Below are 14,082 nucleotides of genomic sequence, written 5' to 3'. Positions count from 1 at the left end.
GCTTCCCGGCTCAGTCGGCGAGGTGCTTCTCGAACCAGTGGTGGGCGTACGGCTCGTCGTTGAACGCGTCGACCTCCGTGTAGCCGGCGGAGCGGTAGAGGGCGATCGCCTCGACGAGCGCGCGGTTCGTCTCGAGCCGCAGCACGCGCGCCCCGGACGCAGCGGCGTGCGTCTCGAGCTCGCCGAGCAGCCGCCGCCCGAGCCCGGTGCCGCGCACGGTTGCCGACACCCACATCCGCTTGATCTCGCACACCCCGTGCGCCCCGAACAACAGCGCCCCGCACCCCACCGGCTCGGCGCCGAGCCGCGCGACCAGCAGGATCCCGGCGGGCGGGCGCATCCCGTCGTCCGACGCCGGGTTGCTCCGGTCGACCTCGAAACCGGCGTCGAACCGACTGTCGAGCTCCGCGAAGTACGCGCCGAGGCAATGGCGGGCGGCCGGGTCGCCGGGATCGGCGACCGTGACCTCGATCATGCCGGCCCATAGCAGCCGCTCGACCTCGGCCATCGCGGCCGCCAGGCGATCTCGCTGAGGTGGCGCGAGCGGCGTGAGCAACGCGGCGGCCACCTCGTCGCTTCGCCGGTCGAGGGCCTCCCGCTCGGCGGCGCCCTCGGGGGTGAGCCGGGCCAGCCGCACGCGCCGGTCGTACGGGTCGGCCTCCACGGTGATCAGGGAGTCGGCCTCGAGCGAGCGCAGCAGCCGGCTGAGATAGCCCGAGTCGAGGCCGAGGTCGGTGCGCAGCGTGCGTACGTCCCGCCCCTCCGGTCCGATCTCCCAGAGCACGCGCGCGGCGCCGAGCGGCCGCCCGCGTCCGAGGAACTCGTCCTGGAGGGCACCGACCCGTTGCGTCACGGTGCGGTTGAACCGGCGCACCTGCGCCACCATCGCCCCGTCCATTCTCTGACCTTAGTCAGAGAACGGACACACGTCACCTGATCAGCTACATTTTCCGCCCCGTTCCCGCCCCGCTGCGACGGCGAATCCCTTGCTCAGCCCGCCAACAGGCCGTCCCGGGCACGGGCGAGGCCTCCTCCGTTGCGTGGCACGAGCCCGATGAGCAGCTCAAACTCCCGCAATGACCTCCGGCCACGACGACGTGCCGCAGGTGCAGAGCTGCTCGCACCCCGAGTCGACGAGCTGCCACGACGGCGCCATCACGATCCGCGGCGACCACGCGCACTGCTGCACCTTCGTTGAGCTGACCCTCCGCATGGGCACCGACCCGGCGACGCTGGCGGGCGCGTGCCACCGCCGCGACTGCCGGATCGACGACCTGTTCGGGTGCCCGGCGTCCTCGCTGGGATGGGTGCCCGAACCGAGGGGGCCTTCCGAATGACCGGTCCCCCACCGGGCGCCCGCCAGGACGTCAGGCCTCCAGGTTCTCCTTGCGGATGTACCAGACGTGCCAGGTGATCAGGAGGGCCAGCGACCCGAGCCAGGCCACCGTGGTGACCAGGGAGATGAGGTCGATCGGCAGCGTGTAGACGAGCACGACGTGCACGACCGCGTGGATCAGCAGCACGGCTCCCCAGACGGCCGTGTCGATGCGCAGCCCGCGCCGGAACCGGGCGTCGGTCTCCCAGCGGGCCGCCCACCGGCCGCGCCCTCCGCGCCGCGCAACGACGGGGGCCTACTCGATCCGCAGGACGACCTTTCCCAGCGCGTGCCCGCCCTCGACGACGGCCAGCGCGCTCCCGGCCTCGTCGAACGGCCGCACCTGCGTGACGTGCGGGTCGAGGGCACCTTCGGCCACCAGGCGCGCGACAGCGGCGAGGCGCTCACCGCTGCGGACCCGCGCAACGGCCTGGCCGCCCAGCATCGCGACGCCCGCGCGGTCGGCCGCCGAGACGATCGCGGACGGGCTCCCGCCGAGCCCGGCGACGGCGCTGCGCAATGCGTCGCCGCCGACGAGGTCGAGCACCGCGTCGACCCGGCCGGGCACCTCGGCGCCGGGCGCGAGCGGGGTGGCGCCCAGCTCGGCCAGCAGCTCGTGCTTGCCCGCGCTCGCGACGCCCACGACGTCGACCCCACGGGCGACGGCGAGCTGCACCGCCGCCAGCCCGACCCCGCCGCCCGCGCCGATCACGAGCACCCTCGCGCCCGGCGGCGGTGCCAGCTGGACGACCGCGTCGTACGCCGTGGCCGCGGCGACGGGCAGCACCGCCGCGTCGGTGGGGGCGACGTCCGACGGGCGCAGCGCCGCGAACGACGCCGGCACCCGCGCGAACTCCGCCCACCCGCCCGCCGAGCCGACGGTGCCCCCGAAGACCTCGTCGCCCGGGGAGAACCCCGACACGCCGGCCCCGACCCGCTCCACGGAGCCGGCCACCTCGCGGCCCAGCGCCACCGGCGGTTCGAGGGGTAGCTCGGCGCGGCGCAGCCCGGCACGCACCTTCCAGTCGGCCGGGTTCACCCCCGACGCCGTCACCCGCACGAGGAGCTCGCCCGGCCCGGGTTCGGGCACCGGGAGGTCGAGGAACGCCTCGTTCTCGGGGCCGCCGTACCGGGTGAAGCCGTATGCCTTCATGCGGGCTATTGAAGCGTCCGCGTAACGCCGGCAGGGGCCGGGCACGAGCGTCCGGCATGCCGACGATCGCACTCGCCATGCCCATCCCGCCCCACAACTACGAGACATGGCGGGCGGCCGTGACGTCCTTCGCCGGCGAGCGCCGGTCCGAGTACGACGCCTCCCGCCGCAGGCTGGGCGTGCAGCGCTCGACGTCGTGGGTGCAGCAGACGCCGCAGGGCCCGATCGAGATCCTCGTCGTGGAGGCCGCCGACCCGGCACGGTTCTTCGAGGGGCTCGCAACCTCGCAGGAGCCGTTCGACGTCAAGTTCCGGGCGTTCGTCCAGGACGTCTACGGGCTCGACCTCACCCAGCCCCTGCCGGTACCGCTGCCCGAGCTGGTGCTGGACTGGTCGGCGACCCCGACGTCGGCCCCGGTCTGACGCGCGCCGCCGAAGGGAGCGGCCCGCTCAGAACATGCCGTGCGGGTTCGCGGGTTCGTCGGGAACCGGCTGCACGACGTCCCAGTGCTCGGCCACGAGACCGTCCTGGATGCGCAGGATGTCGACGGCGGCGACATCACCCGTCGGCAGGGCGATGCGGTTGTGCACGGCGACGAGAGGATCGTCGGCGACGATCCGCCGGACGTCCGCCCCGGCCGCCAGCAGGGCCTTCCCCGCGGGCGCGCGGAAGAAGTCGGCAAACGCCTGTAGCCCGGTGGCCGTCGCGGGATCGTGCGCCACCCGCGGGTTGTGCGAGACGAAGTCCGGGTGGAGCAGTGCGAGCGCGCCGTCGAGGTCGCCTGCGTCGAGCCGCCCGAAGAGCTCCGATGCCAGGTTGCGATTGGCGTCGACCGTGGACGAGGTCATGGGTTCCTCCCTGTTCGGTTTCGACGACACGACGCGCGGCGGCGCCCGGACGTCACACGCCGGGGGTGGTAGACGTCGAGGTGTGACGATCGACTCGGTCTTCGAGCGCCATCGGCAGGCCCTCTTCGGGGCGGCGTACCGGATGCTCGGCACCCGGGCCGACGCGGAGGACGTCCTCCAGGAGGCGTGGCTGCGCTGGGACCGGGTCGACCGCGCCGAGGTCGAAGAGCCGCGCGCGTACCTGTTCCGGCTGGTCACGCGGCTGGCGCTGGACCAGCTCCGGCGCGTGAAGGCCAGGCGCGAGGCGTACGTCGGCCCGTGGCTGCCGGAGCCCCTCCTCACCTCGCCGGGGGCCGAGGAGAGCGCCGAGCTGGCCGAGTCGCTGTCGATGGGCCTGCTCGTCGTGCTGGAGACGCTCACGCCGGTCGAGCGCGCGGTCTTCGTCCTGCGCGAGGCGTTCGGGTTCTCCCACGCCGAGATCGCGGAGATGACCGGCCGCACGGAGCGGGCGGTGCGGCAGCTCGCGTACCGGGCGCGCCGGCACGTGGATGCGCGCCGGCCGCGGCGGGAGGCCGCCCCCTCCGAGCACCGCGAGGTGACCGAACGGTTCCTGGCCGCGGCCATCGGCGGTGACCTCGCGGCGCTGCTCTCCGTCCTCGCCCCCGACGTCACGTTCGTCGCCGACGCCGACGGCAGGTCGGAGACGCCCAGGCAGCCCGTGCGCGGTGCCCGCGAGGTGGCCGAGTACTTCGTCTCGGTGGTCCCGTTCTGGCCACCGCACCTCGGCGTCGAGATCACCACGGTGAACGGCGGCCCTGGTGCGTTGGTCACCACGGACGGGCGGCCGTTCCTGGTCTTCTCCTTCGACATCGACCCGGCCGGCCGGTTGCGGGAGATCGACGCGGTGCTCAACCCCGCCAAGCTCCCGGCCGGCAACCGGGTGCAGCGATGATTCCGGGCGGCCGCGTGCGACTCCCCTCCTGACCGATTCCACGGACCCTTCAGGAGGAACGCGATGTCGACCCTCACCGTCCCGGGCGCGCGCCTGCACTACGAGGTGCGTGGCTCCGGCCCGCTCGTGGTGCTCGCGGGCGCGCCCATGAACGCCGACGCGTTCGCGCCGGTCGCCGACCTGCTCGCCGCCGACCACACCGTGGTCACCACCGACCCGCGTGGCATCAACCGCAGCCCGCTGGACGACCCGGGTCAGGACTCGACCCCCGAGCTGCGTGCGGACGACCTCGCCCGCCTCATCACCCACGTCGACGCGGGACCGGCCGCCGTGTTCGGTTCGAGCGGTGGCGCGGTCACCGTGCTCGCCCTCGTCCAGTCCCGCCCGGAGCTCGTGCGCACGGCCATCGCGCACGAGCCGCCGTTCTACGCGCTCCTGGACGACCGCGAGCAGCTCACCGCCCAGAACGAGGACATCATCGCCACCTACCGGTCGGGCGACGCGATCGGAGCGTGGAAGAAGTTCATGGAGATGACCCGCATCGACCTGCCGGACGGGATGATCGAGCAGATGTTCGGCGGCGACCGGGACCCGCAGGCACTGGCCGATGAACGCCGCTGGTTCGACCACGAGCTCCGCGGCACCGCCTACTGGGAGCCCGACCTCGCGGCGCTGCGCGCCGCGGCGTCCCGGCTCGTCATCGGGATCGGCGAGGACTCGACCGGCCAGCACTGCGACCGGACCTCACGTGCCCTCGCCGGCGCCCTCGGCATCGAACCGGTGCTGTTCCCGGGCGACCACACCGGTTTCGTCTCGGACCCCGAGCGGTTCGCGCTCCGGCTCCGCTCAGTCCTCGAGTAGCCCCGACCCCACGGCCCGGCGGACCTGCTCCTGCCCCGCCGTCGGCCCGGTGTCGCTGTACGCGTCGTGCCAGTTCCACCACTCGTACGGCTTGGTCTGCGGGTAGCCCTCCGGCGAGTCCTCCCACTCCTCCTGGCGACCCAGCGCCGTGATGTCGAGGTAGGCCCACGCACTCCCCAACGCCTCGTCACCGCGGCCGTTGACGAAGTACGTGCGGAACACCCGCTCGCCGTCGCGGATGAACACGTTCGTGCCGTGCCACTGGTCGACACCGAAGTCCGCGTCGAAGGAGTCGGTCATCGTGTACCAGGGCATCGTCCAGCCCATTCGCGCCTTCACGCGCTCGATGTCCGCCTGGGGCGCGCGCGACACGTTGACGAAGGTCGTGTCGCGCGCGTTCAGGTGGGCGACGTCGGCCACCTGGTCGGCCATGATGGAGCAGCCGACGCAGGCGTGGTCGGGCCAGCCGTGCACACCCGGCTCGAAGAAGGCCCGGTAGACGATCAGCTGGCGGCGTCCTTCGAAGAGGTCGAGCAGGGTCGCCCGGCCACGGGGACCCTCGAACACGTACTCCTCCTCCACCGCCAGCCACGGCATCCGGCGGCGCTGCGCGGCCAGCGCGTCACGGGCCCGAGTCAGCTCCTTCTCCTTCACGAGCAGCCGGGCGTGGGCGGCTTCCCATTCGTCCTTCGGGACGACCGGTGGTGTCCTCATCGTCGATGCCCCTCATCGGTTGAGATGTTCCTGCAATGCGTCGAGGGAGCCGTCCCAGTCGCGGGCGAGCGCAGCGAGGAACTGCTGCGCCACCCGCATCGGAGCGGAGCGGAGCCGGTACCGCACGCGCCGCCGCTCCCCCGGCTGCGCCGTCACCAGGCCCGCCTCCGACAGCAGGGCCAGGTGCTTGGCGATCGCCTGCCGCGTGATCGGCAGGCGTTCGGCGAGGTCCGTCGCGGTGGCCGGCCCCTGCGACGCGAGCGTGGCCAGGATGGCCCGCCTGCTCGGGTCGGCCAGTGCGACGAAGACCTGCTCGGCGATCCCCTCGGCGTCAGGCGGCATCGAGGTAGTCGACCAGCTCGGCCAGCTCCCGGCCCCAGCCGTCGGTGTTGCCGTCGAAGGCCTTGTGGTAGGCGTCGTCGGAGAGCTGCGCGAAGCCGCTCTCGACCACGGTCAGCCTGGTCCCCGCCCCGGCCGGTTCCAGCGTGAACTCGACGTAGGTGCGGCGCGGGTCGTCCTCGGGGAGTCCGTAGATGTGCCAGGTGAAGGCGAACACCGCCGGCTCCTCGACTCGTTCGACGCGCAGGTCGGCCGACGCGCCGTCGTCCCACATCAGCCGCGCCGAGCCGCCCGGCCGCAGGTCGATCGTGGCCCCGTTGCCGAACCAGGTGCCCAGGCCTTCGGCAGTGGTGATCGCCGCCCACACCTTCTCCGGAGGATGGGTGAGGTCGATGGTCCGCTCTATGCGGTCGGGGAACGCCATGTCGGCCTCCATCCAGTAGCAACCGTTCAGTTGCCACTCACGTTATAGCAGCTCGTGGGTTGCGTCAACGCTGCCCGCTGCACGGTTGAACGTCGGCACGAGGCTCGGGTCGTTGAACGCCGTGATGCGCGCGACCTTGTTCCCGATCAGGGTCAGGACGTGGACACCGTGCGGCTCGTAGCGGCCACTGCCCGTGCACTCGTGGACGACGAACGCCGGTTGGCCGTTGGCGCTGGTGGGCGCCAGTCTCAACTGCCCTGCCCGGCGCAGCACGCGGTTGCCGAGGAACCCGGCGACGGCCGGCAGGCCGCTGAACCAGACCGGGGTCGGCGGCATCTCCAGCTCGACGTCGGCCCGCAGCAGGGTCACCAGCGCGCCGGCGTCGGCCCTCGTGAAGGCGTCGACGAAGTCGTCCAGGAGGGCTCGTCTGATCTCCCCGTCCGGCTCGGCGAGGTCGTCCTCCACCGGACCGGCGGCGGCAATCTGGGCTCGCGCGCGGCGCAGCGCGCTGTCGACGGCCGCAGGCGTCGCATCGAGGATGTCGGCGACCTCAGCCGTCCGGAACGCCAGCACGTCGCGCAACGTCAGCACGGCCCGCTGCCGGGCGGGCAGGTGCTGCAGCGCGGCGATGAAGGCGAGCCGCACCCCCGCCCTTCCGGCCACGACCACGGCCGGGTCGAACAGCGCGTCAGGTGCGGGCTGGAGCCACTCGACCGCCGGACCGTCGACCGGAAGGGCGACCCGGTGATCGTCCGACGGGGCGGCGAGCCCGGAGGGAAGCGGACGGCGGGAGCGCGTCTGCAACGCCGTCAGGCACGCCATCGTGGCGATCTTGTACAGCCAACGCCGCACCGACGAACGCCCCTCGAACCGGTCGAACGCCCGCCACGCCCGCAGGTACGTCTCCTGCACGAGGTCCTCGGCGTCGTGGATCGACCCGAGCATCCGGTAGCAGTGCGCGAGCAGCTCCCGCCGGAACGGCTCGGTCACGGCGGCGAAGTCGGCATCCGACGGCATCAGGGTCTCTCTACGGCGGTCGGCAGGTGATCGGGCATCGGACACTCCGGAGGTGGTCGGTTCGGTTTCGGATCGAGACCGCCGCCGGTCCGGGAATCCGTCAGTTCTGCACGTGGCCTGCGTCACATCCGATGGCTATTTGACCGTCATGCCCGCGTCGACGGGGAGCGCCACACCCGTCACGTAGCGGGCCTCGTCGGACACCAGCCAGGCGACAGCGGCGCTGACGTCCCGCGGCTCGATGAGCTGCACGTCGAGCAGGTTCGTCATGTCGGGCCCGTCGGCCGGCAACGACGCCAGCACCCCCTGCAGCGCCTCGTTGAGGATCATCGGCGTGCTGACACCGGTGGGGTGGACGGAGTTCACGCGGATGTTGAACCTCGCCAGCCAGTTCGCCCAGGTCCGGGTGAGGCCGACGATGGCGTGCTTGCTCGCCACGTAGCCGTCCGCTCCCCCGTTCCCGCTGCCGCCGCGTCCGATCAGTCCCATCGTCGAGCCGGTCAGCACGATCGAGCCGCCACGGCCCTGCTCGATCATGATCGGTGCCGCGGCGTGCACGGTGTTCCACACGCCGACCAGGTTCACGTCGAGCACGTCGCGGAACGCCGTCGGCGGGGGGATCTCGGGGTCGACCATGCCGATGCCGGCGTTGGCCAGCACGATGTCGACCCCGCCCAGCTCCCGGGCCCCGTCGGCAACGGCAGCGGCCATCGCCTCCGCGTCCCGCACGTCCACCTCGGCGGTGACGACCCGGCGGCCCAGCGCCTCGACCTCGGACGCGGTCCCCGCCAGGTCGGCGGAGGTCGCGAGCGGGTAGGGAACGGTGTCGATCTGGCGGCAGATGTCCAGGGCGATCACGTCCGCGCCCTCGGCGGCGAGCCGCACCGCGTGGCTGCGCCCCTGCCCGCGCCCGGCCCCGGTGATCAGGGCGACCTTGCCGTCGAACCGTCCGGTCATGTGTCCCACTCTCGTCGACCTAGGCCTTTGTGACGGGTTCATCACGTACGGATCACCATCTTGGTGGGTCGGGTTACTTTGGCCCATGGACGAGCTGACGCCGAGGTACCTCTTGTCCCTCCCGCTGCACGTCGTCACCGAGGTCTACGGGGAGCAGGGACTGCGCAGGCGGTTCCAGCTCGAGCTCGCGTCGTTCACCGAAGCCGAACGGGCGGTCCTGCAGAAGGCGTTCCGGCTCACGGAGCGGCTGCACCGCGACGACCGGCGATCCCGCGAGTCCGTCCTCAACCACCTGCTGCGCGTCACCATCCGGATCATGTGCCACTACCAGGTCCGCGACGTCGACGTGCTCGCCGCCGCTCTGCTGCACGACGCCGTCGAGGACCACCCCGAGGAGCTGGCAGGTGGCGCGCCGGAGAAGCCCACCACGGCGGCGCTGGCCGTGCTGGCCCGCGACTTCGGCCGGCGGGTTTCCGAGCTGGTCGCCGCGGTGACCAACCCCGCGTACGACCCCGGCCGGGACAAGGACGACCAGTACCGGGAGCACGTGGCCACCAGCCTGGACCGGAACCCGTGGGCTCGGCCGATCAAGGTCTCCGACTTCACCGACAACGGCGTCGGCATCCTCTACACGGTCGGGCCCAAGGTGCGCAGGGCCGCGGTGAAGTACGGGCCGCTGGTCCCGATGCTGCGCGAGCTCGTCGCACGGCCCGACACCCCGCTGACCGACGAGGTCAAGGTGAAGATCGCCGGCCAGTTCGACCTCGCCGAACAGCGCTTCGCTGCGATCCTCGAACACAGCTGACCGCTGGACCGGAACTCGGCGGCCGGAGGTCGGCGACGAGTCGCGTGAGCAGCAGCGGGCTGGCGAGGACGAGCAGTCCGGCCACCGCGATGGCCGTCCGAGGGCTGGTGGCGGCGGCGAGCAGGCCGCTGAGCGCGCTGAGGACCGCGATGGCGGCGCTGTTGCTGATCGACCAGGCCGAAAGGGTGCGGGCGATGCGGTCCTCGGGGGTGTGCTGGAGCCGATAGGTGGCCAGAACCGGGGTGAACAGGCTCATGCAGATGATGAGTCCGAGCTCGACGGCGATCACGGTCACCAGGCCGGCGACGCCGGGCTGGACGAGGACGAGGCCGATCGGCCAGACCGCGCGCAGCGTGCCGACCGTCCGGAGGATCCGGTGCTGCCCGTACCGCGTCACGACGCGGCGGGCGAGGCGCGAGCCGATGAGCCCGCCAACACAGGGGGCGGCGAAGGCGAGACCGTACTGCCAAGGCGCGAACCCGAGCTCGCCGAGCATGAGCACGGCCAGCAGCGGCTCGGTGGCCATGATCGGTCCGGCGACGAGCAGGTTGTTGAGGTAGAGCGCACGAAGGCCGGGGTGGGTCAGGATGTGCCGCCAGCCGTCGAGCAGCTCGCCGGCCCGGACCCGGCCCGTTCCGATCCGCCCCGGTCGTTCCTCCCGGCCGCGGATCGCCGCGATCCCCAGCGCGGAGAGCAGGTAGCTGAATGCGTCGGCCACCACCGTGGCCACCGGCCCGAAGAGGCCGATCGCCGCCCCACCCAGCGGCGGCCCGACGGCGATGGAGCTCCACGTCGTGGACTCGAACCGCGCGTTGGCCACGAGCAGGTCGTCCGGCCGGACGAGACCCTTGAGGTAGGCGCCTGCTGCGGCGGTGAAAGCGATCTTGGCCGCAGCGACCACGGCCGATACGACCAGGAGCTGGGCGAACCCGAGCTGGCCGGCGGCGTAGGCGACCGGAACGGACAGCACGGCCGCGAACCGCGCCAGATCCATCGCGATCATCACCGGGCGCTTGCGGTGGAACTCCACCCACGGGCCGAGCGGCAACGCGATCAGCGCGCCCACCGCGGGTCCCACCGCGGAGAGGGCGGACACCTGAGCCGGGCCGGCGTGCAGCACGAGCACGGCGATCAGCGGCAACGCCCCGAACCCCAGCCCGGAGCCGTACGCGCTGACCGCGTACGCCGCCCACAACCACCCGAACTGCCGGCCGAGGGATCGTCTGGGCACCCCGATGATCGAAGCGGCGCGCAGGAGGCGGATCAAACAACGGAGCAGGCGGCGAGCCACAACCGCGGGTTGTGCAGTTATGGTCCGGCGCGTGGATCTCGCCGCCGTGCGCACCTTCGTCGCGGCGGCGGACGCCGGTCAGTTCCAGGAGGCCGCGGCCGTCCTCTCGATCACCCAGCAGGCCGTCTCCAAGCGCATCGCCGCACTGGAGAGGGACCTGGAGGTGCGGCTGTTCGTCCGCACGGCCCGCGGAGCCCAACTCACCATCGACGGCCAGGCGTTCCTGCCCCACGCCCGTGAACTGCTGCGCGCGGAGGAACGGGCCGACGCGTCCGTGCGTCCCGGCCGGCGCGCGCTGCGGGTGGACGTCGTCAGCAGGCGGGTCGCATCGGCAGCACGCGTGCAGGAGTTCTACCGCGCCCATCCCGAGATCGAGCTGGACGTGGTGGCCCTCAACGCCGACGTCGAAACGGCGATCGCGGCGGTCGAGGCCGGGACGATCGACGCCACGTTCCACGCCGTCCCGGTCCCCGTGCCGGCGACGATCACCTTCGTCGGCGAAGGCTCGCGATACATGTGGCCGGACCGCTACGACCTGCGGCGCATCCCGGTCCGCGACCCGGCGCCCATCTACCCGATGTCGCTGATCTGGCGCGCGGACAACCCGCATCCGGCGCTCGCCGCGCTTCGCGACCACCTCGCCTCCCGACGGGTGGGCGCACCCGACACCGAGGTCTGGCTACCGAAGTGGACGCACCGGCCCGCCAGGAGCACGTGAACCCGGCCAGTCCCGTTGCAGCAGGACGCACACCGCGTGCGGCGCGTCGTCCTGCTCGCCTTCGACGCCGTCGACCATGCCGCGGCTGCGGATCTCACCCGCGTACCGCATGCCGATGCGCTCCATCACGGCCCGCGAACGCACGTTGTGCCGGACCGTGCAGGACACCACGGCCTGCACCCCGAGGACGTCGAACGCGAACGCCAGCCCGGCCCGCCCGATCTCCGAGGCGTAGCCGCGACCCCGGAACTCCCCCCGCAGCGCCCAGCCGATCTCGAGCCAGTTCGCGTGCGCGACGAAAGGGCGCCGAATCCTGTGCGCTGCACGCACCCACGGCTCCGCCGGGAGGAACGCGTAGATCTGCCCCCAGTCGTCATCGACGGGCGTGCGCGACAAACCGCCGCGGCCGACGACCTCGCCGCTCACCCGGTCGTACGCGATCCACTTGTGCACACCGTGGAAGCGCCACGAGTCGGCCATGGACGTCGCCCGCTGCTGCGCCTGCTCGGGGCTCGGCCTCCCGTTCTCGTACCAACGCCACACCGCGTCGTCGCTGTGCACGAGCCACAGGTCGGCGGCGTTGGCGGGGCCGACGGGCTCGAGCCGCAGGCGCGCCGTGACCACGGATCCGCGCAGATCTTCCACGGGACACAGCGTCGCACCGGAAACGCTGTCGGATCATCGGATCCCATGACGGCGACCACGAGATCGACGGCGATGCTGCGGGCCCGGCTCCGGAACGTCTACTGGATCGGCGGCGGAAGTGGCGGGGGCAAGTCGGCCATCGCCCGGCGCCTCGCGGCGACGTACGGCCTGTCGGTGTACGCGACCGACGACGTCATGCTCGACCACGCTCGCCGGAGCACACCTGGAGATGCCCCGGAGCTCGCTCGTTTCATGGAGATGGGGATGGACGAGCGGTGGGTGAACCGATCTCCGGACACCATGCTCGACACCTTCCACTGGTACCGCGGCGAGGGTTTCGCCCTGATCGTGGAGGACCTGCTGCGGCTGTCGGCGGATGGCGGTGTCGTCGCCGAGGGCTTCCGGTTGCTGCCCCACTTGGTGGAACCGCTGCTCGAGGACCGGAATCACGCCGTCTGGCTGCTGCCGACGCCCCGGTTCCGGTGGGCCGCCTTCAACAGCCGCGGTACCGCGTGGGACATCGCGAACAGGACGAGCGACCCGGAACGCGCCCAGCGCAACCTGCTGGAGCGGGACCGGATGTTCACCGATCGCCTCGTCGCCGAGACCCGGCGGCTAGGGTTGCCCGCCGTCGAGCTCGACACGATGAGCGAGGACGTGCTGTTCAGGATCGTTGCGGAGAAGTTCGCGCTCGAACGAGCATCCACGAGTTCCTAGCTCTGCCGGACGTCCTTGACGAACACGATCCCGTCGGTCCCGGCGACGTGGGCCGGGTCCAGCGGGGAGTAGCCGTAGAAGGGGCTCTCCCGAGAGGTCGGCTGCGCGTCGCCGAGAGCGGCGACCAGCCGGCGGGCGTCGACGACGAAGCGCTCCTCCGGGAGCGCGTACAGGAGTCCTTCGACGGTGTCCGGGGGCGGCGCGTCCACTCCCTGGTGCGGGATCGTGCCCAGGGCCGTGGCCAGGAAGGCGTACCCCTCACCCAGGTGGGCGCTCACGAGCGCGCCTGCGCCCCACCACTCCAGCTGCAGGCCGCCCATCCGCATCGTGCTCTTCGCCCGCTGGAGATGGCCGTTGTGGGAGTGGACCAGCACCGGTCCCCGCTCGGCGGCGGCGAGGAGGTTGCCGGCCATCATCTGGGCCCGCAGGCTCGCCAGCCACGTCCAACGGCTCGGTGACGTGTCGGCCATCCAGAAGTGGTAGCGCAGCAGGCCGGTGGCGGTGCGCCCGTACAGGCGGGCCCGGTCCCAGTCGTCCCGCGAGGTCGCCGTGATCAGGTGCGGCGTCTGCGCGTCGAGCAGCGCCACGAGGTCGTCGGCGAGCAGCCGCAGCTCCCCGGCCTCGGCCGACCGCCCCACGGACTGCGCCGGGTCCATCATCGCCGCCGGATCGGTCCACCGGTCGTCGGCGCCGAGCAGGCGGTCGAGCGTCTCCGCGGTGCAAGGGAGCAGGCCCGCGTCCACCGAGGCCGACAGGTAGCCGTGCAGCGCGGTGAGGGCCTGCCGGGGGCTCGCGGCAGCGGTCATCTCCAGCGGGCCGTCGAACCCGGCGAAGCGGAGCCGCTCGGCCGCGGGCCGGCCGTCGTTGTAGGCGCGCATCCAGCGCACGAGATCGCGGTTGCCGGCAGAGCCGTTGAACCACCGGTGGCTGAACCCGCGCTCCATGACCTCGTCGAGGTCGCCCGTTCCCGAGGTGACGTGGTCGTCCACGACCAGGCCCATCATGCAGTCGCTCTCGATCGCGATCGTCCGGTAGCCCTCCTGCTCGACGAGTTGCCGGAAGAGCTCGTTGCGCAGGTCGAGCAGGGTGCCCTCGCCGTGGGTGGGCTCGCCGAGGGCGAGCAGCCGCGGCCGGGCCGGTAGCAGTCCCATGACGGCGGAGGCGTCGACGGCATGGGCGGTGCTCTTGATGTCAGAAACCACGCATTTGACGATATCGTTGAACAGTCCAGTGAAGCTTTCCGCAATATCACCAGCGCACGCGGAC

Annotated in this window: 19 protein-coding genes; 7 read left to right on the top strand and 12 right to left on the bottom strand. The window is 72.1% G+C overall.

The features are described 5' to 3' along the window. Positions 1-10: 10 nt before the first annotated feature. Positions 11-898 carry a bifunctional helix-turn-helix transcriptional regulator/GNAT family N-acetyltransferase gene (locus FB388_RS07425; protein ID WP_142098696.1) on the bottom strand — a complete coding sequence of 296 codons (888 nt, stop codon included), beginning with the start codon at positions 896-898 and terminating at the stop codon, positions 11-13. A gap of 178 nt (positions 899-1,076) precedes the next feature. Here FB388_RS07425 and FB388_RS07420 point away from each other — a divergent pair, with 178 nt between their 5' ends. After that, positions 1,077-1,337, top strand: coding sequence for a DUF1540 domain-containing protein (locus FB388_RS07420; RefSeq protein WP_170225513.1), 261 nt, complete (start codon positions 1,077-1,079; stop codon positions 1,335-1,337). A gap of 30 nt (positions 1,338-1,367) precedes the next feature. On the opposite strand, the gene FB388_RS07415 is transcribed toward FB388_RS07420, so the two are convergent. Beyond that, the gene (locus FB388_RS07415; RefSeq protein WP_246121716.1) at positions 1,368-1,523 is read right to left on the bottom strand and encodes a hypothetical protein; all 156 of its coding nucleotides are present in this window, start codon (positions 1,521-1,523) and stop codon (positions 1,368-1,370) included. A 108-nt stretch (positions 1,524-1,631) separates the two neighbouring features. Continuing rightward, positions 1,632-2,528: an NADP-dependent oxidoreductase gene (locus FB388_RS07410; RefSeq protein ID WP_142098693.1), complete on the bottom strand. Its 897-nt coding sequence runs from the start codon at positions 2,526-2,528 to the stop codon at positions 1,632-1,634. A gap of 56 nt (positions 2,529-2,584) precedes the next feature. On the opposite strand from FB388_RS07410, the gene FB388_RS07405 reads away from it, so the two are divergent. Then, positions 2,585-2,950, top strand: a complete 366-nt coding sequence (locus FB388_RS07405) for a hypothetical protein (protein WP_142098690.1) — start codon at positions 2,585-2,587, stop codon at positions 2,948-2,950. Between the two features lie 27 nt (positions 2,951-2,977). On the opposite strand, the gene FB388_RS07400 is transcribed toward FB388_RS07405, so the two are convergent. After that, positions 2,978-3,376 (bottom strand): nuclear transport factor 2 family protein, encoded by a 399-nt coding sequence (locus tag FB388_RS07400; RefSeq protein ID WP_142098687.1) that lies wholly within the window; start codon positions 3,374-3,376, stop codon positions 2,978-2,980. 82 nt (positions 3,377-3,458) lie between these two features. Between FB388_RS07400 and sigJ the strand changes: the two genes are divergently transcribed. Beyond that, positions 3,459-4,328 (top strand): RNA polymerase sigma factor SigJ, encoded by an 870-nt coding sequence (gene sigJ / locus FB388_RS07395; protein ID WP_142098684.1) that lies wholly within the window; start codon positions 3,459-3,461, stop codon positions 4,326-4,328. Between the two features lie 63 nt (positions 4,329-4,391). Then, positions 4,392-5,189, top strand: a complete 798-nt coding sequence (locus FB388_RS07390) for an alpha/beta fold hydrolase (protein ID WP_142098681.1) — start codon at positions 4,392-4,394, stop codon at positions 5,187-5,189. On the opposite strand, the gene FB388_RS07385 is transcribed toward FB388_RS07390, so the two are convergent. From FB388_RS07385 to FB388_RS07365, 5 genes are all read right to left on the bottom strand, one after another. Next, positions 5,175-5,903: a DUF899 domain-containing protein gene (locus tag FB388_RS07385; RefSeq protein ID WP_142098678.1), complete on the bottom strand. Its 729-nt coding sequence runs from the start codon at positions 5,901-5,903 to the stop codon at positions 5,175-5,177. The two genes, FB388_RS07390 and FB388_RS07385, sit on opposite strands and share 15 nt — an antisense overlap. 12 nt (positions 5,904-5,915) lie before the next feature. Further along, a complete protein-coding gene (locus FB388_RS07380) occupies positions 5,916-6,245 on the bottom strand; it encodes an ArsR/SmtB family transcription factor (RefSeq protein ID WP_142098675.1) in 330 nt (109 codons plus the stop codon). Continuing rightward, positions 6,235-6,666, bottom strand: a complete 432-nt coding sequence (locus tag FB388_RS07375; RefSeq protein ID WP_142098673.1) for an SRPBCC domain-containing protein — start codon at positions 6,664-6,666, stop codon at positions 6,235-6,237. Before FB388_RS07375 ends, FB388_RS07380 begins: the two co-directional genes overlap by 11 nt. 42 nt (positions 6,667-6,708) lie before the next feature. Continuing rightward, on the bottom strand, positions 6,709-7,728 hold the full coding sequence (locus FB388_RS07370) for an RNA polymerase subunit sigma-70 (protein ID WP_281290383.1): 1,020 nt from the start codon (positions 7,726-7,728) through the stop codon (positions 6,709-6,711). A gap of 90 nt (positions 7,729-7,818) precedes the next feature. Next, the gene (locus tag FB388_RS07365; RefSeq protein ID WP_142098668.1) at positions 7,819-8,640 is read right to left on the bottom strand and encodes a mycofactocin-coupled SDR family oxidoreductase; all 822 of its coding nucleotides are present in this window, start codon (positions 8,638-8,640) and stop codon (positions 7,819-7,821) included. A gap of 85 nt (positions 8,641-8,725) precedes the next feature. On the opposite strand from FB388_RS07365, the gene FB388_RS07360 reads away from it, so the two are divergent. Then, positions 8,726-9,445, top strand: a complete 720-nt coding sequence (locus tag FB388_RS07360; RefSeq protein WP_142098665.1) for an HD domain-containing protein — start codon at positions 8,726-8,728, stop codon at positions 9,443-9,445. Here FB388_RS07360 and FB388_RS07355 read toward each other — a convergent pair. Further along, positions 9,375-10,676, bottom strand: coding sequence for an MFS transporter (locus tag FB388_RS07355; RefSeq protein ID WP_142098662.1), 1,302 nt, complete (start codon positions 10,674-10,676; stop codon positions 9,375-9,377). The genes FB388_RS07360 and FB388_RS07355 overlap by 71 nt on opposite strands. A gap of 91 nt (positions 10,677-10,767) precedes the next feature. Between FB388_RS07355 and FB388_RS07350 the strand changes: the two genes are divergently transcribed. Beyond that, positions 10,768-11,454: a LysR family transcriptional regulator gene (locus tag FB388_RS07350; RefSeq protein WP_142098658.1), complete on the top strand. Its 687-nt coding sequence runs from the start codon at positions 10,768-10,770 to the stop codon at positions 11,452-11,454. Here the strand turns inward: FB388_RS07350 and FB388_RS07345 are convergent. Next, the gene (locus FB388_RS07345; RefSeq protein ID WP_211361807.1) at positions 11,416-12,099 is read right to left on the bottom strand and encodes a GNAT family N-acetyltransferase; all 684 of its coding nucleotides are present in this window, start codon (positions 12,097-12,099) and stop codon (positions 11,416-11,418) included. The genes FB388_RS07350 and FB388_RS07345 overlap by 39 nt on opposite strands. Positions 12,100-12,144: 45 nt before the next feature. Between FB388_RS07345 and FB388_RS07340 the strand changes: the two genes are divergently transcribed. Continuing rightward, positions 12,145-12,816: a hypothetical protein gene (locus tag FB388_RS07340; protein WP_246121713.1), complete on the top strand. Its 672-nt coding sequence runs from the start codon at positions 12,145-12,147 to the stop codon at positions 12,814-12,816. Here FB388_RS07340 and FB388_RS07335 read toward each other — a convergent pair. After that, positions 12,813-14,018, bottom strand: coding sequence for an erythromycin esterase family protein (locus FB388_RS07335; RefSeq protein WP_142098652.1), 1,206 nt, complete (start codon positions 14,016-14,018; stop codon positions 12,813-12,815). The genes FB388_RS07340 and FB388_RS07335 overlap by 4 nt on opposite strands. Positions 14,019-14,082 lie beyond the last annotated feature (64 nt).

The organism is Pseudonocardia cypriaca (assembly GCF_006717045.1).
In the GTDB taxonomy this organism is placed as follows: Bacteria; Actinomycetota; Actinomycetes; order Mycobacteriales; family Pseudonocardiaceae; genus Pseudonocardia; species Pseudonocardia cypriaca.
The sequence above is the reverse complement of the archived record's forward strand: the minus strand, read 5'-3'. Positions and strand labels throughout refer to the sequence as shown.

What these genes read in the sequence shown, in the direction of transcription:
- FB388_RS07400 (WP_142098687.1), bottom strand. Translation starts at nt 3,376, where the DNA reads ATGACCTCGTCCACGGTCGACGCCAATCGCAACCTGGCATCGGAGCTC.
- FB388_RS07420 (WP_170225513.1), top strand. Translation starts at nt 1,077, where the DNA reads ATGACCTCCGGCCACGACGACGTGCCGCAGGTGCAGAGCTGCTCGCAC.
- FB388_RS07375 (WP_142098673.1), bottom strand. Translation starts at nt 6,666, where the DNA reads ATGGCGTTCCCCGACCGCATAGAGCGGACCATCGACCTCACCCATCCT.
- FB388_RS07365 (WP_142098668.1), bottom strand. Translation starts at nt 8,640, where the DNA reads ATGACCGGACGGTTCGACGGCAAGGTCGCCCTGATCACCGGGGCCGGG.
- FB388_RS07360 (WP_142098665.1), top strand. Translation starts at nt 8,726, where the DNA reads ATGGACGAGCTGACGCCGAGGTACCTCTTGTCCCTCCCGCTGCACGTC.
- FB388_RS07340 (WP_246121713.1), top strand. Translation starts at nt 12,145, where the DNA reads ATGACGGCGACCACGAGATCGACGGCGATGCTGCGGGCCCGGCTCCGG.
- FB388_RS07410 (WP_142098693.1), bottom strand. Translation starts at nt 2,528, where the DNA reads ATGAAGGCATACGGCTTCACCCGGTACGGCGGCCCCGAGAACGAGGCG.
- FB388_RS07425 (WP_142098696.1), bottom strand. Translation starts at nt 898, where the DNA reads ATGGACGGGGCGATGGTGGCGCAGGTGCGCCGGTTCAACCGCACCGTG.
- FB388_RS07390 (WP_142098681.1), top strand. Translation starts at nt 4,392, where the DNA reads ATGTCGACCCTCACCGTCCCGGGCGCGCGCCTGCACTACGAGGTGCGT.
- FB388_RS07405 (WP_142098690.1), top strand. Translation starts at nt 2,585, where the DNA reads ATGCCGACGATCGCACTCGCCATGCCCATCCCGCCCCACAACTACGAG.
- FB388_RS07385 (WP_142098678.1), bottom strand. Translation starts at nt 5,903, where the DNA reads ATGAGGACACCACCGGTCGTCCCGAAGGACGAATGGGAAGCCGCCCAC.
- FB388_RS07380 (WP_142098675.1), bottom strand. Translation starts at nt 6,245, where the DNA reads ATGCCGCCTGACGCCGAGGGGATCGCCGAGCAGGTCTTCGTCGCACTG.